The following is a 21,488-nucleotide window of genomic DNA, read 5'->3' as shown; positions in this document are numbered from 1 at the left end:
TCGCGGACCGGGACACGCCCGAAGACGCCGGCGCCGGACCCCCCGCGGGACGGCAGCACGCGGCCCCGGGGACGTGTCGCCACCGGGGCCGGGTGGGCCGCCCGCTCGAGGGCTACGCGCTTATGGGGCGTTGGACCCGGATCGACTGCAGCAGCCCGATCGCGATCCACACCGCGAACATCGACGTGCCTCCGTACGACACGAACGGCAGCGGCAGGCCCGCGACCGGCATGATGCCCATCGCCATGCCGATGTTCTCGAACGACTGGAAGGCGAACCACGCGATTATCCCGGCGGCCACGATCGTGCCGTAGAGCTCCGTCGTCTCGCGGGCGATCCGGCACGCGCGCCACAGCACCACGCCGAGCAGCACGAGGATCAGCCCGGCGCCGAGGAAGCCGAGCTCCTCGCCGGCGACCGTGAAGATGAAGTCGGTCTGCTGCTCGGGCACGAACTGGCCACTGGTCTGGTGGCCGTTGAAGAGCCCTTCGCCGTACAGCCCGCCGGACCCGATCGCGATGCGCGCCTGGTTGGTGTTGTAGCCGACGCCGGCCGGGTCGAGTTCGGGGTTGGCGAAGGCGGCGAAGCGGTTGATCTGGTACTCGTCGAGCAGTCCGAGCGCCGTGACGGCGATCGCGCCCGCCGCTCCGGCGCCGATGAGGCCGAAGACCCAGCGGTTGGACGCGCCGGAGGCGAGCAGCACGCCGAGGACGATGACGACCATGACCATGACCGAGCCGAGGTCCGGCATCAGCATGACGATGACCATCGGCAGGACGGCGAGGCCGAGCGACTTGGCGACGGTCCCGTGGTCGGGGTGCACCTGGTCGCCCGCGTCGACGCGGGCCGCGAGCATCATCGCCATCCCGAGGATGATCGTGATCTTCACGAACTCGGAGGGCTGGAGCGAGAAGCCGCCGCCCAGCTGGATCCAGGCGTGCGCGCCGTTGATGGTGGCGCCCAGCGGGGTGAGGACGAGCACCACGAGCACCACGGAGAGCCCGTAGAGGAACGGGACGGCGCCGCGCAGGGTCCGGTGGCCGAGCCAGATGGTCCCGACCATCAGGACGAAGCCGATACCGGTGTTGAGCAGGTGCCGGACGAGGAAGTAGTACGGGTCGCCCTGGTTGAGTTCGGTGCGGCCCCGCGTGGCGGACCACACGAGGAGCGCGCCGAGCAGGGAGAGCGTGATCGCGGAGAGCAGGATCGGCCAGTCGAGCCTGCGCACCACGGAGTCACGGGCCGTGAGCCTGGTCCAGACCCCGCCGCGCTCCGGGCCGTATCCCGGGACGGAGAAGCCGCCTGCGCCTGTCATGTGTCAGTCCCTCCGCACGGGTGGTCCCGCGAGCACTGGTTGGGCGTCCTTCGGCTTCGGAGGAACGTAGGGCTTGACCTCGGGGGCCTCGATCGAGCCGTCCGGGGAGATCTTGGGCAGGGTCTGCTGCGGCTTGGGCAGCAGGGCCCGCTTGAGGTCCTGGTTGCCTTCCTTGTCCAGGCCGTAGATCGCGTCGTAGATGTTGCGCACGGCGGGACCGGACGCGCCGGAGCCCGTACCACCCTGGGAGATCGTCATGACGATCGTGTAGTCGTCGGTGTAGGTGGCGAACCACGAGGTGGTCTGCTTGCCGTAGACCTGCGCGGTGCCGGTCTTGGCCCGCATCGGGATCTTGTCCTGGGGCCAGCCGCCGAACCTCCAGGCGGCGGTGCCGCCGGGCTCGACGACGGAACGCAGTCCCTTGTCGAGGTCCTTGATGGTCTCGGCGTTCACCGGGAGCTTGCCGTGGGCCTTGGGCTCGATCTCCTCGATCTTCTTGCCGTCGGGGCTGACGACGGCCTTGCCGATCGTGGGGTTGTAGAGGGTGCCGCCGTTGCTGATGGCGGCGTAGGCGGTGGCCAGCTGGATCGGGGTGATGAGCACGTCGCCCTGACCGATGGCGAAGTTGATGCTGTCGAAGGCCTTCAGCTGGTTGCCTTCGAGGCAGCTCTCATAGGCGATCTGCTGGACGTAGGTGCCGCCCTTCTTGCCCTGCTTGCACCAGGAGTCCTTGTTGGCCTCCCAGAAGGCCTGCTTCCAGTGACGGTCGGGGATGCGGCCCTTGACCTCGTTCGGGAGGTCGATGCCGGTCTCGGAGCCGAACCCGAAGTCGTGGGCGGTCCGGTAGAACCAGTCGTGGGCGTTCTTCTTGGGCTTGAGGCCGCCGTCGCGCTGCCACTCCTGGTGGCCGAGTCGGTAGAAGACGGTGTTGCAGGAGTACTTGAGGGCGTCGCCGAGGGTGATGGGGCCGTGCCCCTGGGACTCGAAGTTGGCGAAGCTCCGGTTGCCCATGCTGTAGGAGCTGCTGCAGTTGTAGAGGTCGTCGAAGGGGTGGCCGGCCCGCACGGCCGCGCTGGCCGAGACGACCTTGAAGACGGAGCCGGCGGGTGCCTGGCCCTGGGTGGCCCGGTTGAGCAGCGGGTAGTTGGATTCCTTGCCGGTGAGCTTGGCGTAGTCCTTGGCGGAGATGCCGCCGACCCAGGCGTTGGGGTCGTAGTCGGGCTGGGACGCCATGGCGACGACCCGGCCGGTCTTGGCCTCCATGACGACGACGGCGCCCGCGTCGGCCTCGTAGGGGCGGCCGGTGATCTTGTCGGTCTCCCCGCGGACGGTCTTCATCGCCTGGTGGAGCTCGTACTCGGCGACGGCCTGGACACGGGCGTCGATGCTGGTGACGAGGTGGGATCCGGGCACGCCCGGGTCCGCCTCCGCCTCGCCCATGACCCGGCCGAGCTTGTCGACCTCGTACGAGGTGACGCCTGCCTTGCCGCGCAGTGCCTTGTCGTAGGTGCGCTCGAGGCCGGAGCGGCCGACCTGGTCGGAGCGCAGGTAGGGCGAGTCGGAGTCCTTTGCCTTCTGGATCTCCTCGTCGGTGACCGGCGAGAGATAGCCGAGCACCTGCGCGGTCCGGGCCTTGGCGGGGGCCGTGTAGCGGCGTACGGCGGTGGGTTCGGCGGTGATGCCGGGGAAGTCCTCCGAGCGCTCCCGGATCTGCAGTGCCTGCTGGGTGGTGGCCTCGTCGGTGACCGGGATCGGCTGGTACGGGGAGCCGTTCCAGCAGGGCTGCGGGGTCTTGGAGTCGCAGAGGCGGACCTTGTCCATGACCTCCTTCGGCTTCATGCCGAGGACGCCGGCGAGCCGGGTGAGGACGGCCTCCCCGTCGTCCTTCATCTTCAGCAGCTCGGTGCGGGACGCGGAGACCACGAGACGGGTCTCGTTGTCGGCGAGCGGCACACCGCGGGCGTCGAGGATCGAGCCTCGTACGGCGGGTGTGACCACCCGCTGGACGTGGTTGCCGCTGGCTTCGTCGGCGTATTCGTCGCCGTTGCGGATCTGGAGGTACCAGAGCCGGCCGCCGAGGGTGAGGAGGAGGGAGAAGACGAGTACCTGGATGATGACGAGCCGGATCTGGACCCGGGGGGTCCGGCCGGTCTCCGGAATGTTGCTCACGCTGCTGCCCCCTCGATCACAGTCGCTTGACTCCCTTGATGCGCCCGGCCCGCGCGGCCCGGGTCTTCGCCGCCCTGAGCCGCAGTCCGCCGCGCTGGCTGCCGATGCGCAGTCCGGTGCCGGAGGCGAGCCAGCCAGCGGCCACGTCCGTGGCGCCGGCGCTCTGGCTCTCGGCGAGCGGATCGTTCTCACTGCGTCTCGCGAGCCACATGATCAGTGGCACGGTGAACGGAGCGAGCAGCAGGTCGTACACCGCGGCGGTGAACAGCAGACTGCCCAGGCCGACATGGCGGGCGGCGGTGTCGCCGACGAGGGCGCCGACCAATGCGTAGAGCAGCGTCGTACCGATCGCCGCCGCGACGACGACGGCCATGGGCCCGCTGGCGGACCGCAGTGGCTTGCCGTTCTCCGGGCGGACCAGACCGGCGAGGTAGCCGATGACGCACAGGACGAGCGCGTAGCGGCCTGCCGCGTGGTCGGCGGGCGGTGCGAGGTCCGCGAGCAGACCCGCGCCGAAGCCGATGAACGCCCCGGCCATGTGGCCGTAGACCATGGCGAGTCCGAGGACGACGAGCAGTACGAGGTCGGGCACCGCGCCGGGCAGCTGGAGCCGCGCGAGGACGGAGACCTGGATGACGAGGGCGACCACGACCAGCGTCGTGGAGAGCAGCATCCGGTTGACACGCATGACGGATCAGCTCCTACTGGTCGTCGTTCTGGCCTGTGGCGTCGCCGTCGGAGGCACCGGGATCCGGCCCGTCGCCCTGGACCTGGCCGTCGTCCTGGACCGGCGCCTCGCCCTCCGGCGGGGTCGCGCCCGGGGTGACGGTGACCGTGACGGTCGGCGTGGGCTTCGGGCCCGCGGGCTTCGGGGGCAGCACGGTGTCACGGGGATCGGTCCGCGGCGCCTGGACGACGACGCCGACGATGTCGAGCCTGCTGAAGCCGGCGTAGGGGCGTACGTAGACGTTGCGGGTGAGGTCTCCCCGGGCGGGGTCGACCCGGATGATCTCGCCGACCGGGACACCGGGCACGAAGGGCTTGCTGCCCTGCGAGCCGAAGGTGACCAGCCGGTCGCCCTTCTTCACCTTGGACTTGCCGTTGAGGAGCTGGACCAGCAGCGGCCGGTCGCCCTGCCCGGTGGCGAAGCCGAGCTCGTCGGTCTTCTCCATCCGGGTGCCGACGGTGAAGTCGGGGTCGTTGGCGAGCAGCACGGTCGAGGTACGCGGGCCGACGGTCGTGACACGGCCGACGAGTCCCTCGCTGTTGATGACGGTCATGTCGCGCGTGATGCCGTCTTCGGAGCCGATGTCGATGGTCACCGTCCAGGAGAAGCCCTGGGCCGCTCCTATGGCGATGACTTCGGCTCCCTTGATGCCGTACTGGCCGGCGGCAGCCGTCCGGATCATGCCGTCGAGCTGACGGAGCCGGCTGTTGTTGCGTTCGTCGCTGCCGAGCCGCTGCTTCAGCTCGGCGTTCTCCAACTGGAGCTGCTTGATGCGGTCGTGACGGTCACCGGAGTCCCGGACCGCTCCGATCGCGTTGCCGATCGGGTCGACGGCGGCCGCGACGCCGTTCTCCACGGGCCCGAAGACCGACGCCGCGGCCTGCCGTGCACCGTCGACCGGTGACTCCTCACCGCCGCGGATGTCCACCGTGATCAGGGCGAACGCGATGGCGATCAGCAATGCCAGGAGCAGCCGGCTCTCCTTTGTGTCCCTCACGTGCGGCGGCCGTGCCTTCCTCGTAGGAATGGTCGTGTCGGTAGAGCAACGATCCTCCCCCCGTGTCGGGGGCGGGGAGGACCCCATGTGGGGGCCTCACAGCCCCCGTACGGCGTATTGTCCGACCGTCTAACGACGCGGCTGGGCGTCCAGCACCTGCTGGAGCGCCTCGAACTCCTCCACGCACTTGCCGGAGCCGAGCGCCACCGAGTCCAGCGGGTTCTCCGCGATGTGGATCGGCATGCCCGTCTCCCGGCGGAGCCGCTCGTCGAGGCCGCGCAGCAGCGCGCCACCGCCGGTGAGGACGATGCCGCGGTCCATGACGTCGCCGGAGAGCTCGGGCGGGCACTTGTCGAGCGTGGTCTTGACGGCGTCGACGATCGCGTTGACCGGTTCCTCGATGGCCTTGCGGACCTCGGCGGCGGAGATGACCACGGTCTTGGGCAGACCCGAGACCAGATCACGGCCGCGGATCTCGGTGTGCTCCTCCTCGCCCATCTCGTACGCGGAGCCGATGGTGATCTTGATGTTCTCCGCGGTCCGCTCACCGAGGAGGAGCGAGTACTCCTTCTTGATGTGCTGGATGATCGCGTTGTCGAGCTCGTCACCGGCGACACGGATGGACTGTGCTGTGACGATTCCTCCCAGCGAGATCACGGCGACCTCGGTGGTGCCACCGCCGATGTCGACGACCATGTTGCCGGTGGCTTCGTGGACCGGAAGGCCGGAGCCGATGGCCGCGGCCATGGGCTCCTCGATGATGTGCACCTGGCGGGCGCCCGCCTGGGTCGACGCCTCGATGACCGCGCGGCGCTCGACACCCGTGATACCGGAGGGCACACAGACGACGACGCGGGGCCGGGCGAGATAGCGGCGCTTGTGGATCTTGAGGATGAAGTAGCGGAGCATCCGCTCGGTGATCTCGAAGTCGGCGATGACGCCGTCCTTCAGCGGCCGGACGGCAACGATGTTGCCCGGTGTCCGCCCGATCATCTTCTTCGCCTCGGCGCCGACCGCGAGAATGCCGCCCGTGTTGGTGTTGATGGCGACGACGGACGGCTCGTTGAGAACGATCCCCCGGCCTCTGACGTACACCAGCGTGTTGGCGGTCCCGAGGTCGACAGCCATGTCACGGCCGATGAACGACATGTTGTTCCCCATGAGGATGCGTCTGGCCTTCCCAATCGAAGCGTTGATGGCTTTTCAGGATGGCGAGGTGGGTGCTGTGGCGTGGAGGCTTACATCGTAGTGCCGCCTGCACGGACACCGCGCGGTGGTCCACCTCTTGTTTATGGTGACGATGCGTCGGGGCGATGCGTTCCCGCAATGCCCTTGCGTATGCCGAAGGGCGACCGAAATTCCATCGGTCGCCCCAGGGCAAGAGCGCTGTATGGCTGACGCGCTGTCAGGAAAGGCCCGGAAAGAGGCAGGCCTCAGCCTTCCTGGAAGAACAGCTTCAGTTCCCGAACGGCGGACTCCTCGGAGTCCGAGGCGTGAATCAGATTCTCCCGGACGATCGTGCCGAAGTCACCCCGAATGGACCCAGGAGCGGCCGCGATCGGGTCGGTCGGACCCGCCAGTTGGCGTACGCCGTCGATCACCCGCTCACCTTCGACGGCCATGACGACCACCGGACCGGACAGCATGAACTCCACCAGCGGCTCGTAGAACGGCCGGCCGACGTGCTCGGCGTAGTGCTGCTCCAGGGTGGCCCGGTCGAGCGTGCGCAGCTCCAGCGCGGTGATCTTCCAGTCGGCCTTGCGTTCGATGCGGCCGATGACCTCGCCCACGAGTCCGCGACGGACGGCGTCCGGCTTGAGAAGGACGAGGGTGCGCTGAGTCATGGTGTGCGGCTCCTTGCAGGCCAGGATGTGTGGGTCGGGCCGAGATTACCGGGTGTGACGCCAAGGGCGGCACCCACCCCGCGTCCCCGCCGCCGAAGGGCTCCGGCCGGCTACCCCGCGTCAGCCTCCGCCGACTGCGCGGCCCACCGGGCCTTCGCCTCGTCGATCTTGCGGCCGTAGTGGATGGAGGCCCACCACAGGCCGCCGAAGAGGACGCCGAGGAAGAACATCGCCGGCACGACGAAACCGCCGACGATCAGCGCGATCTGCAGCGCCCAGCCGAGCTGGGTCCCGCCGGGGCGGGTGATCATGCCGCACAGCAGCAGCGACAGCAGCATCGCTACGCCGCAGACCGTCCAGACCGCCGCCATCGAGACGTCGTCCGACTTCATGGCGACGAGACCGGCGAAGCCGATCACGAAGAACTCGCCGATCAGGGTCGATGCACAGAGCGTACGCACTTCGATGTCAGCCCTTCCCCAGCAGCAGCCGGGCCTCGCCGACCGTGATCACGGAACCCGTCACCAGCACACCCGCGCCGGCGAACTCCGACTCCTCCTCCGCGAGCGTGATCGCCGCCTCCAGCGCGTCGTCGAGCCGCGGCTCGACGACCACCCGGTCGTCGCCGAAGACCTCCACGGCGACGGCGGCCAGCGTGTCCGCGTCCATCGCGCGGTGGCTGGAGTTCTGGGTCACGACGATCTCGTGGAAGATCGGCTCGAAGGCCTCCAGGAAGCCCCTGACGTCCTTGTCGTCACTCGCGCCCACGACACCGATCAGCCGGGAGAAGCCGAACGACTCGGTGACGGCGGCCGCGGCGGCGCGCGCGCCCGCCGGGTTGTGGGCGGCGTCCAGCACGACCGTGGGGCTGCGGCGCACGACCTCCAGCCGGCCGGGCGAGGACACCGAGGCGAACGCCCTGCGGATCGTGTCGGCGTCCAGCGTGCGCCCGTCACCCGCGCCCACGCCGAAGAACGCCTCGACCGCCGCGAGCGCCACCGCCGCGTTGTGGGCCTGGTGCGCGCCGTAGAGGGGGAGGAAGATCTGCTCGTACTCGCCGCCCAGGCCGCGCAGGGTCAGCAACTGGCCGCCGACCGCCACCTCGCGCGAGACGACGCCGAACTCCATGCCCTCGCGGGCCACGGTCGCGTCCGCCTCGACGGCACGCTTCAGCATCACCTGCGCGGCGTCGACCGGCTGCTGCGCCAGGATCACGGTCGCGCCCTGCTTGATGATCCCGGCCTTCTCGGCGGCGATCTCGGCGGGAGTGGTACCGAGCCGGTCCGTGTGGTCCAGGTCGATGGGGGTGACCACGGCGACCGAGCCGTCGATCACGTTGGTCGCGTCCCAGCTGCCGCCCATGCCGACCTCGACGACGGCCACGTCCACGGGGGCGTCGGCGAAGGCCGCGTACGCCATGCCCGTGAGCACCTCGAAGAACGACAGCCGGTATTCCTGGCGCGCGTCGACCATCTCGACGTAGAGCTTGATGTCGTTGTACGTCTCGATGAAGCGCTCCGCGTCGATCGGAGCGCCGTCCAGGCTGATCCGCTCGGTGATCGACTGGACGTGCGGCGAGGTGTACCGGCCGGTGCGCAGGTCGAAGGCGGAGAACAGGGCCTCGATCATCCGGGCCGTGGAGGTCTTGCCGTTCGTCCCCGTGATGTGGACGGAGGGATAGGCCCGCTGCGGCTCGCCCAGCACGTCCATCAGCGCCTCGATACGGGCGACGGAGGGCTCCAGCTTGGTCTCGCCCCAGCGCGTCGCGAGATCCGCCTCGACCTCGCGCAGCGCCCTGTCCACCTCCGGATCCGCCGGGCGGGACGGCACCTGGTCGGCCTGCGGCGATCCGGCCTGTGCGCGCAGGGTGCGGCTGCCGGCCTCGATCACCGCCAGGTCGGGGTCGCGGTCGGTCTCTGCGTCGACGATCTCGTCGAAGGCGTCGGACTCGTCGAAGGCGTCGGGCTGCTGCTCACTCACGGGTCCAGTCTACGGACGGGCGCCGACGGGTACGGCCGAGGCCCCGGGGCGTCCCCGGGGCCTCGGCCGTGACGGTGGTCCCGCGGCTCAGGCGGCCGGGAGATTGGCGAGCTGGGTGTTGATCCGCTCGATGTCCTCCTCGGCCTTGGCGAGCCGGGTACGGATCTTGTCGACCACGTTGTCCGGTGCCTTGGCGAGGAACGCCTCGTTGCCGAGCTTGGCGGTCGCCTGGGCGACCTCCTTCTGCGCCGCGCCCAGGTCCTTCGTCAGTCGCTTGCGCTCCGCCTCGACGTCGATCGTGCCCGACAGGTCGAGCGCGACGGTGGCACCGGCGACCGGCAGTGACGCGGTGGCGTGGAAGCCCTCGCCCTCCGGCTGGAGGCGCAGCAGCTGACGGATCGCGGCCTCGTGCGGGGCGAGCGCCGTGCCGTCGAGCGTGAGCCTGGCCGGAACCTTCTGGCCGGGCTGGAGGCCCTGGTCGCTGCGGAACCGGCGGACCTCGGTGACGACCCGCTGGACGAGCTCGATCTCCCGCTCGGCGGCCTCGTCGCGGAAGGAGTTTTCGGCCGGCCAGTCGGCGATGACGAGCGACTCCTTGCCGGTCAGCGCGGTCCACAGCGTCTCGGTGACGAACGGGACCACCGGGTGGAGCAGCCGCAGCATGACGTCGAGGACCTCGCCGAGGACCCGGGCGGAGACCCTGGCCGGCTCGCCGCCCGCGAAGAACGTCGTCTTGGACAGCTCGACGTACCAGTCGAAGACCTCGTCCCAGGCGAAGTGGAAGAGGGTCTCCGACAGCTTCGCGAACTGGTAGTCCTCGTAGTACGCGTCCACCTCGGCGACGGTCTTGTTCAGCCGCGACAGGATCCACCGGTCCGTGGAGGACATCTCCTCGGCCGCCGGCAGCGGGCCTTCGACGGTGGCGCCGTTCATCAGCGCGAATCGGGTGGCGTTCCAGATCTTGTTGGCGAAGTTCCGCGAGCCCTGGACCCAGTCCTCGCCGATCGGGACGTCGACACCCGGGTTGGCGCCGCGGGCGAGCGTGAAGCGCAGCGCGTCGGAGCCGTACTTGTCCATCCAGTCCAGCGGGTTGACCGCGTTGCCGAAGGACTTGGACATCTTCTTGCCGAACTGGTCCCGGACCATGCCGTGGAGGGCGATGGTGTGGAACGGCGGCGTGCCGTCCATCGCGTAGAGGCCGAACATCATCATCCGGGCGACCCAGAAGAAGAGGATGTCGTAGCCCGTGACCAGGACGGAGTTCGGATAGAACTTCGCGAGGCTGTCGGTCTGCTCCGGCCACCCCAGGGTCGAGAAGGGCCACAGACCCGAGGAGAACCAGGTGTCGAGGACGTCGGTCTCCTGGGTCCAGCCGTCGCCGCCCGGCGGTTCCTCGTCGGGGCCGACGCAGACGATCTCGCCGTTCGGGCCGTACCAGACGGGGATGCGGTGGCCCCACCACAACTGGCGCGAGATGCACCAGTCGTGCAGGTTGTCGACCCAGTCGAAGTAGCGCTTCTCCATCTCCTGCGGGTGGATCTTGACCCGGCCGTCGCGGACGGCGTCGCCGGCCGCCTTCGCCAGCGGACCGACCTTGACCCACCACTGCATGGACAGCCGCGGCTCGATGGTCGTCTTGCAGCGCGAGCAGTGGCCGACGGAGTGGACGTACGGGCGCTTCTCGGCGACGATCCGGCCCTCGGCGCGCAGGGCGCCGACGATCGCCGACCGTGCCTCCAGGCGGTCGAGACCCTCGAACGGGCCGGGGACCGTGATCACCGCGCGTTCGTCCATGACCGCGAGGGACGGCAGGTTGTGCCGCTGGCCGATCTCGAAGTCGTTCGGGTCATGGGCGGGCGTCACCTTGACGGCGCCGGTGCCGAACTCGGGATCGACGTGCGTGTCCGCGACGACCGGGATCGTACGGTCCGTCAGCGGCAGCTTGATCTGCTTGCCGATGAGGTGCGCGTAGCGCTCGTCATCGGGGTGGACGGCGACGGCGGTGTCACCGAGCATCGTCTCGGCGCGGGTCGTCGCGACGACGATGGTGTCCTCGCCCTCGCCGTACTTCATGGAGACGAGCTCGCCGTCGTCGTCCTGGTACTCGACCTCGATGTCCGAGATGGCGGTCAGACAGCGGGGGCACCAGTTGATGATGCGCTCGGCGCGGTAGATCAGCTCGTCGTCGTAGAGCTTCTTGAAGATGGTCTGGACGGCCTGGGACAGGCCCTCGTCCATCGTGAACCGCTCGCGGGACCACGCGACACCGTCGCCGAGGCGGCGCATCTGGCCGGAGATCTGCCCGCCGGACTCGCCCTTCCACTGCCAGACCCGCTCGATGAACGCCTCACGGCCCAGGTCGTGGCGGGACTTGCCCTCCTTGCCGAGCTCACGCTCGACGACGTTCTGCGTGGCGATGCCGGCGTGGTCCATGCCGGGCTGCCACAGCGTCTCGTAACCCTGCATCCGCTTGCGGCGGGTGAGGGCGTCGATCAGCGTGTGCTCGAAGGCGTGGCCCAGGTGGAGACTTCCGGTGACGTTGGGCGGCGGGATGACGACCGTGAACGGCGGCTTGTCGCTCTTGGCGTCCGCCTCGAAGTACCCGCGTTCTACCCAGCGCTCGTACAGCGCCCCCTCGACCTCGGCCGGCGCGTACTGGGTCGGCAGTTCGGGAGTGGGCGCTGTCTGCTGCTGAGTCTTCTCGGTCACGGGCCCAGTTTAGAGGTGTCATGGAGCCGTTCCGAAACTCGATTCTTCGGTAACGGTGTGCCCCCCGGCGCCCCATCGGGCCGGTGCTTGGGCCAGGATGTTCGGAACACATGGACATCACGAGGGGAAAACCCGTAATGAGCTACAACCAGCCGGGCCCGTACGGCGGGCAGCAGCAGCCGCAGCAGCCCGGACCGTACGGCCAGCCGGGTCCCTACGGACAGCCGCAGGGCCAGCCGGGCCCCTACGGCCAGCAGCCGCAGGCCCCGCAGCCCGGTTACGGGTACCCGCAGCAGGCCCCGCAGGGTGTGCCGCCGCAGCAGCCCTACGGATACCCGCAGCAGCCCGGCCAGCCCGGCCCGTACGGCCAGCAGCCGCAGTACGGCGCGCAGCAGCCGGGCGGCTATCCGCCCCCGCCGCCGGCGCAGGGCGGTGGCGGCAAGAAGACCGGGCTCATCATCGGCGCGGTGGCGCTGGTGGCCGCACTGGGTGTGGGCGGGTACTTCGTCTTCGGCGGCGGCGGTGGCGGCCTCGAGGACGACGGCCCCCACAAGCTGACGGCGCCGAAGACCATCATCGACGGCAAGTACATGCGCGCCGACAAGAAGGATCCGGAGCCGAAGCCGGCCGACGAGGACTCTTCGAAGATGCTCGCCGCCAGCGGCGTGACCGACGCCATGTCCATCGGCTCGACCTACTCGACCATCGATCTGACGAAGCTCGACCCCAGCGACCCGACGGCGCTCGAGAAGGTCTCAAAGGCGAAGAACCTGGTCTTCATCGGCTTCTACGGCAAGATCGAGGACCCGGCGAAGGTCCTCGACGCGGCCTTCGCCGAGTTCAGCAAGAACACGAAGGACAGCGAGACCAAGATGATCGGGGACCCGCGGGAGGTGAACCCCGACGGCCTGGAGGGCGCTCTGATGAAGTGCCAGGAGGCCGAGAGCAAGAACCAGAAGACGGGCATGACCCAGAAGACCTTCATGTGCCTGTGGTCGGACTACAGCACCCTCGGCGTCGTCGAGCCGGTCCAGGGCGAGAAGGGCACCACCATCGACGAGGCGGCGAAGCTCGCCTCCGACGTGCGCAACGAGGTGCGCGTCGCCAAGTAGCGGCACCGCTTGCACGAAAGGGGCGCCCGGTCAACGACCGGGCGCCCCTTCGGCGTTCGAGTGCGGACGCGCTACGCGCTCTTCTCGTGACGGCCGTTGCCGTCGTCCTTGACGATGCGCGGGACCAGCGTCGGGTTGACGTTGTTGCGGACGACGTCACGCGTGATGACGACGCGGGCCACGTCCTTGCGGGACGGGACCTCGTACATCACCGACTGGAGGACCTCCTCCATGATGGCGCGCAGACCACGGGCGCCGGTGCCGCGGAGGATCGCCTGGTCGGCGATGGCCTCGAGGGCGGGGAGGTCGAAGTCCAGCTCGACGCCGTCGAGTTCGAAGAGGCGCTGGTACTGCTTGACCAGCGCGTTGCGCGGCTCGACGAGGATCTTCAGCAGCGCCTCGCGGTCCAGGTTGTGGACCGAGGTGATGACGGGAAGACGGCCGATGAACTCGGGGATCATGCCGAACTTGACCAGGTCCTCCGGCATGACCTCCTGGAACTGGTCGCTCGCCTCGATCTCGCGCTTGGAGCGGATCGTCGCGCCGAAACCGATGCCCTTCGCTCCCGCGCGCGACTCGATGATCTTCTCGAGGCCGGCGAACGCGCCGCCCACGATGAAGAGCACGTTGGTCGTGTCGATCTGGATGAACTCCTGGTGCGGGTGCTTGCGGCCGCCCTGCGGGGGCACGGAGGCCGTGGTGCCCTCCAGGATCTTGAGCAGCGCCTGCTGGACGCCCTCGCCGGAGACGTCCCGCGTGATCGACGGGTTTTCGCTCTTTCGGGCGACCTTGTCGATCTCGTCGATGTAGATGATCCCGGTCTCGGCCTTCTTGACGTCGTAGTCGGCCGCCTGGATCAGCTTGAGCAGGATGTTCTCCACGTCCTCGCCGACATAGCCCGCCTCGGTGAGCGCGGTCGCGTCGGCGATGGCGAACGGGACGTTGAGCATGCGGGCGAGCGTCTGCGCGAGCAGTGTCTTGCCGGAGCCCGTGGGGCCCAGCAGCAGGATGTTGGACTTGGCGAGCTCGATCGCGTCGTCCCGGCCCTGCGCACCGCCGTTCTCGCCGGCCTGGACGCGCTTGTAGTGGTTGTACACCGCGACCGAGAGGGCCTTCTTCGCGGGCTCCTGCCCGACGACGTAGCCCTCGAGGAACTCATAGATCTCGCGCGGTTTGGGAAGTTCCTCCCACCGCACCTCGGAGGTCTCTGCGAGCTCCTCCTCGATGATCTCGTTGCAGAGGTCGATGCACTCGTCGCAGATGTACACACCGGGGCCTGCGATGAGCTTCTTCACCTGCTTCTGGCTCTTTCCGCAGAACGAGCACTTGAGCAGGTCGCCGCCATCACCGATGCGTGCCACGAGGTGCTTCCCCTTCGCCTGGGAGCGGCTTGGTTCAGCCGGCTCCTGGTGCCTCATATTCGACGGTACCTTGCCGAGGCCCCCGTACGGGCCCCCCTTGGCGCGGTTCACACATTGTCGTGTACCGCGCCAAGGGCGCCGGATCGGTCAGGCGGCCGCTGCGGCCGTGCTCTTACGGGTCGAGACGATCTGGTCCACCAGGCCGTAGGCGAGGGCGCCGTCGGCCGTGAGGATCTTGTCGCGCTCGATGTCGTCGCGGATCTTCTCGATCGGCGTGGTGGAGTGCTTGGCCAGCATCTCCTCCAGCTGCTCACGCATACGCAGGATCTCGTTGGCCGCGATCTCCAGGTCGGAGAGCTGCTCACGGCCGGTCTGCGAGGACGGCTGGTGGATCAGCACACGGGCGTGCGGCAGGGCCATCCGCTTGCCGGGAGTACCGGCGGCGAGCAGCACGGCGGCGGCGGACGCCGCCTGGCCCATGCACACCGTCTGGATGTCGGGCTTCACGAACTGCATCGTGTCGTAGATCGCGGTCAGCGCGGTGAAGGACCCACCGGGGCTGTTGATGTAGATCGAGATGTCGCGGTCCGGGTCCATCGACTCCAGGCACAGCAGCTGCGCCATCACGTCGTTGGCGGACGCGTCGTCGATCTGCACGCCGAGGAAGATCACGCGCTCCTCGAAGAGCTTCGCGTACGGGTCGTACTCGCGCACGCCCTGCGAGGTGCGCTCGACGAAGCGCGGGACGACATAGCGGTTGTCGACCGCGGGGCCCGTGTAGAGGCCGCTCGCGGAGGCGCCGGAGTGTCCGGACAGACCGGGGATGCCGGGGAAGTTGCTCATGTGGGTGTTCACCATCCTGGTGGCGTTCGGCGGGCGGGGGCTCGGTGCGGCGGGCGCTCAGGCGCCGGTGCCGCCACCGCCCGGGACGCCCGAGGCGGCGGAGATGATCTCGTCGATGAGGCCGTACTCCTTGGCCTCGTCGGCGGTGAACCAGCGGTCGCGGTCACCGTCGCGGATGATCGTCTCGACGGTCTGACCGGAGTGCTGGGCGGTGATCTCCGCCATCCGCTTCTTCGTACGGAGCAGGTACTCGGCCTGGATCTTGATGTCCGAGGCGGTGCCGCCGAGGCCGGCAGAACCCTGGTGCATGAGGATGTCGGTGTTGGGCAGCGCGAACCGCTTGCCGGCGGCTCCGCCGGTGAGCAGGAACTGGCCCATCGACGCGGCCATGCCCATGCCGATCGTGACCACGTCGTTCGGGATGTACTGCATGGTGTCGTAGACCGCCATGCCGGCCGTCACCGAACCGCCGGGGCTGTTGATGTAGAGGTAGATGTCCTTGTCCGGATCAGCGGCAAGGAGCAGCATCTGCGCGGTGATCTTGTTGGCGATGTCGTCGTCGACCTGCTGGCCGAGGAAGATGATCCGCTCGCCGAGCAGCCGGCTGTAGACCTGGTCGCCGAGGCCACCACCGATGGAGGGCTCGCCGGCGGCATAAGGCATCAGATTCGTCACGTGTCCACCTGCTCGTCTCTGACGGCTTCGACCGTCTCAGCGTCTTCGTAACCGGGGGCGGGGACTCCCCTGCCCTCGTATTCATGGACCCTAACGCGCAGGTCGGACAGAGCCATCCCGCTTCCCGAACTGTTCGCTCGGAGCGCAAGGTCGACACTCCTGGCGGGGCACCGGCGACGCCCTGCGAACGGGCCCGCGGCAGGCCGTGAACGGGCCCGGGAAGGCCGTGAGAGGACGTGTGGGGGCCGGGGGGTACGCATACGGGCTCCGGGCGCGTGGTCGCGTCCGGAGCCCGTAGCAGGGTCAGCGCGAGGCTCAGGCCTCGTTCTTCTCCTCGGCCGCCTCGCCCTCGGTGGCGGCCTCGGCCGTCTCCGCGGCGGCCTCGGTCGCCTCGGCCTCGTCCTCTTCGTCCTCGAGGTCGACGACCTCGCCGTTGGTGTCGACGACCTTGGCGGCCTCGACGACCACGGCCAGCGCCTTGCCGCGGGCGACCTCGCCGACGAGCATCGGCACCTGGCCACCCTCGACGACGGCCTGGGCGAACTGGTCGGGGCTCATGCCGGAGGACTGCGCACGCCGCATGAGGTGCTCGGTGAGCTCCTCCTGGTTGACGTTCAGCTTCTCCTTGTTGACGAGCTCGTCCAGGATGAACTGGGTCTTGATGCCCTTGACCGCCTGCTCCTTGGTCTCGGCGTCGAACTCTTCCTCGGTCTTGCCCTGGATCTCCAGGTACTTGGCGAGGTCGAGGCCCATCTGGCCGAGCTGGTGGTGCTCAAGGTTGTGCTTGCGGGTCTTGACCTCGTCCTCGAGCAGCTTCTCGGGGATCGGGACCTCCGCCAGCTTCAGCAGCTCGTCGAGGACGCGCTCCTGGGCCTGGGTGGCCTGGTCGTACTGCTTCATGTTCTCGAGGCGCTTGCGGCTGTCGGCCTTCAGCTCGTCGAGGGTGTCGAACTCGCTCGCCATCTGGGCGAAGTCGTCGTCGAGCTCGGGGAGCTCACGGGCGGCGACGGCGGTGACCTTGACGGTGACCTCCGCGTCCTTGCCCTCGGCGGAGCCGCCCTTCAGCTGCGAGGTGAAGGTGGCCTCGCCGCCGGCCTCCAGGCCGGTGACGGCCTCGTCGATGCCGTCGAGGAGCTCGCCGGAACCGATGGTGTACGAGACACCCTCGGCGACACCGTCGGGCAGGACCTCGCCGTCGACCTTGGCCTCGAGGTCGATCGTGACGACGTCGCCCTCGGCGGCGGCGCGCTCGACCGGGTTCGTGGAGGCGAAGCGCTCACGCAGCTGCTCCACGGACTTCTCGACGTCCTCGTCGGTGACCTCGACGGCGTCGACCGTGACCTCGATGCCGGAGTAGTCCGGGATCTGGATCTCGGGGCGGATGTCGACCTCGGCGGTGAAGGCCAGCGTCTCGCCGTCCTTCAGCTCGGTGATGTCCACCTCGGGCTGGCCGAGCGGGTTCAGCTCGGCCTCGTTGACCGCCTCGGTGTAGAGCTTGGGAAGCGCGTCGTTGACCGCCTCCTCCAGCACCGCACCACGGCCGAACCGCTGGTCGATCACTCGGGCCGGGATCTTGCCCTTACGGAAGCCCTTGACCGTGACCTGCTGGTTGATCTTCTTGTACGCCGCGTCGAGGCTGTCCTTGAGCTCCTCGAAGGGCACCTCGACAGTGAGCCGAACCCGGGTCGGGTTCAGGGTCTCCACGGCGCTCTTCACGGTTCGGTCTCCTTGGTGGCTGACATCTTGGGGTACTGCTGGCGCCGGACTCGGCGGTTCAGCGGATCGGGCCCGGCACATCAGACACACGGGCACGCAGCTTGCATAGTAACGGCAAGCAGGAGGCGCCTCACAACGCGATCTTGCTGGTGGTCGGGGTGGCCGGATTCGAACCGACGACCTTCCGCTCCCAAAGCGGACGCGCTACCAAGCTGCGCCACACCCCGTCGGTGCGAACCGTAGGGTACATGCCCCGGCAGCGTCGGCCGCCCCCTTTACGGGGCCCGCGAAACGGGGTGTGCGGCGAGGCCCTCGGACCCGCTACGATGCTTCTCGTGCCGCGGCCCTCGTGACCTGCGGTGCGAGCATGCGGGCGTAGCTCAATGGTAGAGCCCTAGTCTTCCAAACTAGCTACGCGGGTTCGATTCCCGTCGCCCGCTCTTGATGGCTCAGGGCCAGGTCGGAGGTTCGTCCTCCGACCTGGCCCTGATGCGTTTCGGATCTTCGTCTCCGCCTAGTGCCCGCTGCGTGCCCGTTCGGATCGAGATCTTGCTTCCGGGCCGACGACGGCGCTCACGGCCTGGCCGATCAGCCGTTCCCGCTCGGCCGTCGCGTGCTGGTAGTTCAGCGCGGCGCGGGCGGTGCTGTGGCCCATCCTGGTCATCAGCTCACGCGTGCTGGCACCGGTCGCGGCAGCGAGGGTGTTCCCGGTGTGGCGGAGATCATGAAAGTGCAGGCCCTTGATCCCGACTTGATCGCACACTTTGCGCCACAGCTTGCCGAAGTGGTTCCGGCGAGGCGTCGCCTCCTTGGCCCCGATGAAGGCCCGGCCGTCCGGGCCCGGCTCGGCGAACACGGCGAGGTGGGCTCTTGGGCTCCTTCACCAGCCGTTTGCCGCTGTGGCGTTCGGCCACGTTCCGGCGCACCCGCAGGGTTCCCGAGTCGGGGTCGATGTCACGGCGGGACAGCCCGATCAGCTCACCCCACCGAAGCCCTGTGAAGGCTGCCAGGAGGACGAGAGCGCGGTACCGGGGCTGGAATCGCCCCAGCCGGCTCGTAGACCTCCTGAACGGTCGCTGTGGGCCGCTCAGGAGTGGGAGCAACGCTGGCGCCCTTGACCCGGCAGGGATTGCGCCGGATGAGCCGGTCCTCCACGACGGTCATGAGCACGGCCCGCAGGAGCGCATACGACTTGGCCACCGAGGAAGCGCCGGCACCCGCGTCCAGGCGAGCAACCCGCCAGGCCCGGACCATCGCCGGGGTGATGTCGCCCAGGGCGACGCGGTCGAAGGTCGGCGCGAGGTGACCGCAAGAGCGACCGGTACAGGTCAGCAGTCGATGCGCCGATGCCCCGCTCGGTGATCCAGGTCGCGGCGTACGAGCCGAAGGGAACCTTGGAGGCGTCCGGGTCGGTCCCGTCCCCCGCCCGCAGCTCGGCTCGGCGTTCGGGCAACCAGTCTTGCGGACACGGCCGAAGGACCGCTTCTTGGCTGCCATCAGGCCACGCTCCGCAGCTGTCGGATAGACGGCGCAACTGGGTTGGCCTCGATGTACGCCACGATGGCCCGTTCGGGGATGCGGGCGTGGCGGCCGACCTTGACGTACTCGATCCGGCGTTCCTCGATGAGCCGCCGGGGGAACCGGACTGTGGTGCCGAGGAGTTCGGCGGCCTGGTCAACGGTGAGCAGTCGTTCCGTGGCCACCACTCCCCCGTGGTGTCGAAGTCGTCCAGTTCCGCACGGAGCTCCCGCACGAGTTGGCGGTCTTGCTTGATGTCGTTGGTGATGGATTGGGCGAGCCAGGATTCGCCGGGTGTGTGGGCGTGCCCGGCGTAGGTCCAGTGGGCGAGCACGAACGTGGAGCCCTCCGAGTCGTCGAGGTCTTCGGGGAGTCCGCGTGCTTGGCGTTCCTGGCGGGCGCGGTAGTCGGCCCTCACTTGGCGGAGTGCACCGAGGGTGGTGAAGTAGCGGCGGGACTTGGTGGAGAAGTGGCCGCGGAAGCCGAGTATGTGCGACCAGCGCGCCAGCAGCCGGTCCGGAGTCTCCGTCCAGGGCCCAGCAGACTTCGATGAGCCGCCGCGTGTGGGCAGGCAGGCCAAGGCGGTCCAGTTCCCCAGCTCGACGACCCGGCGGTCCACCGTGCCCGTGGTCTCGGCGGCCTCGGTGGCGTACTTGGCCACATACGCGGCCACGGCCTGTTCGGTCAGGTCCTCGTGTCCGAGCGCGCCAATGGGCTGGACGTCGACCTGTGTTCCCCAGCGCAGTTCCCGTTCCGGAGAAAGGCCGGCGGCCGGGACGACCTCGAGCGGCACGGTGGCCCAGGCAGGGGGCGGAGAGTCGGGCCCGTCCGGACCGTCGAGCCGCACCACGGCGTGGCAGTGCACGGCACCGCGCTTTTGGAACTCGGCGACCTTGCCATATGAGCGGGGCCGGACCGAGGCGACACAGATGTAGGACCGGCGAGAGCACCGGGACCAGGCCATCAACGGGCGTGGTCACCAGGAGGTCGTATCCGCCCGCATCACATCCGCGTGCAGCCCGGAGTGCTCAGCGAGCCGGACGCCCGGCACGGCCAGGAGCGAGGGGAAGACGTCCACCAGCGTCACCAGGAAAGTGCCGGCGGGGCCGACGATCCGGACCCGGACCCCCGACGCGGCCTTGTCGGCGGTCCCGCACGGCGTCGACCAGGAACAGCGGGTGCGCGACCGCCAGGTCGATGGCGCCCACCGCGGTCGCGAGCGTGGAGCGCCACAGGTCGAACGGGACGACGCTGCGGGTCGGGTAGCAGGTGATCAGCTCATCCCGAGGCGTCGGCACCGACCGGAGACGCTCCCCGAGCGTGGGCCACAGCAGGTAAGCATCCTTCCTGGAGTAATAGAGGTTGCTGACGCTCAGGGCGCGGGATGCGATGGGCAGGTGACTGGAAAACTGGGTGCCGATGGGCTTCGCCGCATCGCTCGTCGGCGTCGTGTCCGCCGACGTCGGTCGCTCGGCCGCTCGGCAGCGCCCAGGTCCGAGGGCAGGGACCGGACGCAATTGGTCACTCTGATCGTGGTCAGCCTGCCGGGGCTCGCCGCTCTGGGCGCGCTGCTGTTCACCTGGATGCAGGTCGGACAGGCCAACAAGGAGCTACGGATCTCCGAGCACGGGCAGATCACCAACAGGTTCAATGCCGCTATCGACAATTTGGGATCAGAGTCCCTAGATGTTCGACTGGGGGGCATTTACGCGCTGCAGCGCATCATGCAGGACTCCGCCCGAGACCACCCTACTGTCGTCTCCGTACTGGCCGCTTTCGCACAGCGGCACGCCGGCTCGAGCACAGAGAGCCTGAAAGAGCCGCCTGAGAGCCTGAGGCCTGAGAACTCCGACCCTCACGCACCACGGGTCGATGTCCGCGCAGCAATCGCCACGCTGGCTAGACGCCGCCCCGACCGCGACAGCGGGACGGTCATCGACTTGAGCAAAACCGATCTACGTGGCCTCCACTTCACCGACAAGGCCCCCATCAACCTCCCCGAGGTGGACTTGTCCGAAGCGGACCTCCGCTCTGCCTATCTGTCTGGCGCGGACCTCCGCAAGGCGTCCCTGGTCTACGCGAACCTGGACGAGGCATATCTAGATGAGGTCAACCTCAGCGGTGCGAGTCTCGCAGGCGCGAGCCTCGTATTGGCGGATCTCACAGGCGCGAGCCTTCGCAGAGCAGACATGACCTGCGGGGGGTTCGAGAGTGACGAGACCGGTGTGATCAAGGAAATAGATTGCGTCGATCTTCAGTTCGCCGTTCTGGACGGGGTGGATCTGCGGAACGCCAAGATGAACAAGGTAGACCTTCGTCACGCACACTTGCACGGTGCGGATCTTCGTGGCGCGGACCTGAGGAACGCGGACCTGAGGAACGCGGACCTGACGAACGCCGACTTCCGTGGCGCCAAGCTGACCGGTGTGAAATGGAAGGGTGCAACGCGAACCGGCGCGCGTGGGGTCCCGCCGAACGGCTAGGCCTGTTACAGGTTCTCCACCTCACCTCATGACGAAGGT

Annotated in this window: 17 protein-coding genes, 2 tRNA genes and 1 pseudogene; 3 read left to right on the top strand and 17 right to left on the bottom strand. The window is 68.6% G+C overall.

Annotated elements, in window-relative coordinates; genetic code table 11:
* Positions 1-112: 112 nt before the first annotated feature.
* The 9 genes from rodA to SPRI_RS24340 all read right to left on the bottom strand — a co-directional run bounded on the left by rodA (position 113) and on the right by SPRI_RS24340 (position 11,741).
* Positions 113-1,315, bottom strand: a complete 1,203-nt coding sequence (rodA, locus tag SPRI_RS24380) for a rod shape-determining protein RodA (protein WP_005317650.1) — start codon at positions 1,313-1,315, stop codon at positions 113-115.
* Positions 1,316-1,318: 3 nt separating this feature from the next.
* A complete protein-coding gene (gene mrdA / locus SPRI_RS24375; protein WP_037774649.1) occupies positions 1,319-3,484 on the bottom strand; it encodes a penicillin-binding protein 2 in 2,166 nt (721 codons plus the stop codon).
* A 16-nt stretch (positions 3,485-3,500) separates the two neighbouring features.
* Entirely contained in the window at positions 3,501-4,172 is a 672-nt protein-coding gene (gene mreD, locus SPRI_RS24370) for a rod shape-determining protein MreD (RefSeq protein ID WP_005317645.1), read from the bottom strand.
* Positions 4,173-4,185: 13 nt separating this feature from the next.
* Positions 4,186-5,208, bottom strand: a complete 1,023-nt coding sequence (gene mreC / locus SPRI_RS24365) for a rod shape-determining protein MreC (protein ID WP_005317642.1) — start codon at positions 5,206-5,208, stop codon at positions 4,186-4,188.
* A 129-nt stretch (positions 5,209-5,337) separates the two neighbouring features.
* Positions 5,338-6,357, bottom strand: a complete 1,020-nt coding sequence (locus SPRI_RS24360) for a rod shape-determining protein (RefSeq protein ID WP_037774648.1) — start codon at positions 6,355-6,357, stop codon at positions 5,338-5,340.
* A 284-nt stretch (positions 6,358-6,641) separates the two neighbouring features.
* The gene (gene ndk / locus SPRI_RS24355) at positions 6,642-7,052 is read right to left on the bottom strand and encodes a nucleoside-diphosphate kinase (RefSeq protein ID WP_005317637.1); all 411 of its coding nucleotides are present in this window, start codon (positions 7,050-7,052) and stop codon (positions 6,642-6,644) included.
* A 110-nt stretch (positions 7,053-7,162) separates the two neighbouring features.
* Entirely contained in the window at positions 7,163-7,513 is a 351-nt protein-coding gene (locus tag SPRI_RS24350) for a DUF4233 domain-containing protein (protein ID WP_005317636.1), read from the bottom strand.
* A 7-nt stretch (positions 7,514-7,520) separates the two neighbouring features.
* Positions 7,521-9,032, bottom strand: coding sequence for a bifunctional tetrahydrofolate synthase/dihydrofolate synthase (gene folC, locus SPRI_RS24345; RefSeq protein ID WP_005317634.1), 1,512 nt, complete (start codon positions 9,030-9,032; stop codon positions 7,521-7,523).
* Positions 9,033-9,119: 87 nt separating this feature from the next.
* Positions 9,120-11,741, bottom strand: a complete 2,622-nt coding sequence (locus tag SPRI_RS24340; protein ID WP_005317631.1) for a valine--tRNA ligase — start codon at positions 11,739-11,741, stop codon at positions 9,120-9,122.
* A 137-nt stretch (positions 11,742-11,878) separates the two neighbouring features.
* On the opposite strand from SPRI_RS24340, the gene SPRI_RS24335 reads away from it, so the two are divergent.
* Entirely contained in the window at positions 11,879-12,853 is a 975-nt protein-coding gene (locus SPRI_RS24335) for a hypothetical protein (RefSeq protein ID WP_005317629.1), read from the top strand.
* A 71-nt stretch (positions 12,854-12,924) separates the two neighbouring features.
* Here the strand turns inward: SPRI_RS24335 and clpX are convergent, their stop codons facing one another.
* The 5 genes from clpX to SPRI_RS24310 form a co-directional block, all read right to left on the bottom strand.
* Entirely contained in the window at positions 12,925-14,214 is a 1,290-nt protein-coding gene (gene clpX, locus SPRI_RS24330; RefSeq protein ID WP_005317626.1) for an ATP-dependent Clp protease ATP-binding subunit ClpX, read from the bottom strand.
* A 147-nt stretch (positions 14,215-14,361) separates the two neighbouring features.
* Entirely contained in the window at positions 14,362-15,072 is a 711-nt protein-coding gene (locus tag SPRI_RS24325; protein ID WP_037774645.1) for an ATP-dependent Clp protease proteolytic subunit, read from the bottom strand.
* 42 nt (positions 15,073-15,114) lie between these two features.
* On the bottom strand, positions 15,115-15,720 hold the full coding sequence (locus SPRI_RS24320; RefSeq protein WP_050791745.1) for an ATP-dependent Clp protease proteolytic subunit: 606 nt from the start codon (positions 15,718-15,720) through the stop codon (positions 15,115-15,117).
* A gap of 327 nt (positions 15,721-16,047) precedes the next feature.
* Positions 16,048-17,448: a trigger factor gene (gene tig / locus SPRI_RS24315; RefSeq protein WP_005317617.1), complete on the bottom strand. Its 1,401-nt coding sequence runs from the start codon at positions 17,446-17,448 to the stop codon at positions 16,048-16,050.
* Positions 17,449-17,598: 150 nt separating this feature from the next.
* Positions 17,599-17,675 (bottom strand) — tRNA-Pro (locus SPRI_RS24310).
* Positions 17,676-17,817: 142 nt separating this feature from the next.
* Here SPRI_RS24310 and SPRI_RS24305 point away from each other — a divergent pair.
* Positions 17,818-17,888, top strand: a tRNA-Gly gene (locus SPRI_RS24305).
* Positions 17,889-17,962: 74 nt separating this feature from the next.
* Here the strand turns inward: SPRI_RS24305 and SPRI_RS24300 are convergent.
* The 3 genes and pseudogenes from SPRI_RS24300 to SPRI_RS39465 form a co-directional block, all read right to left on the bottom strand.
* On the bottom strand, positions 17,963-18,304 hold the full coding sequence (locus tag SPRI_RS24300) for a tyrosine-type recombinase/integrase (RefSeq protein ID WP_050791563.1): 342 nt from the start codon (positions 18,302-18,304) through the stop codon (positions 17,963-17,965).
* A gap of 640 nt (positions 18,305-18,944) precedes the next feature.
* A complete protein-coding gene (locus SPRI_RS24295) occupies positions 18,945-19,154 on the bottom strand; it encodes an excisionase family DNA-binding protein (protein ID WP_037774643.1) in 210 nt (69 codons plus the stop codon).
* Positions 19,155-19,240: 86 nt separating this feature from the next.
* Positions 19,241-19,930: pseudogene (locus tag SPRI_RS39465) on the bottom strand (replication initiator); the annotation flags it as partial.
* Between the two features lie 553 nt (positions 19,931-20,483).
* Here SPRI_RS39465 and SPRI_RS24290 point away from each other — a divergent pair.
* Complete coding sequence (locus SPRI_RS24290; protein WP_050791562.1) at positions 20,484-21,449, top strand: pentapeptide repeat-containing protein; 966 nt, start codon at positions 20,484-20,486, stop codon at positions 21,447-21,449.
* The last annotated feature ends 39 nt before the right edge of the window (positions 21,450-21,488 follow it).

The sequence above is a fragment of the Streptomyces pristinaespiralis genome (genome assembly GCF_001278075.1).
GTDB lineage: Bacteria > Actinomycetota > Actinomycetes > Streptomycetales > Streptomycetaceae > Streptomyces > Streptomyces pristinaespiralis.
The sequence above is the reverse complement of the archived record's forward strand: the minus strand, read 5'-3'. Positions and strand labels throughout refer to the sequence as shown.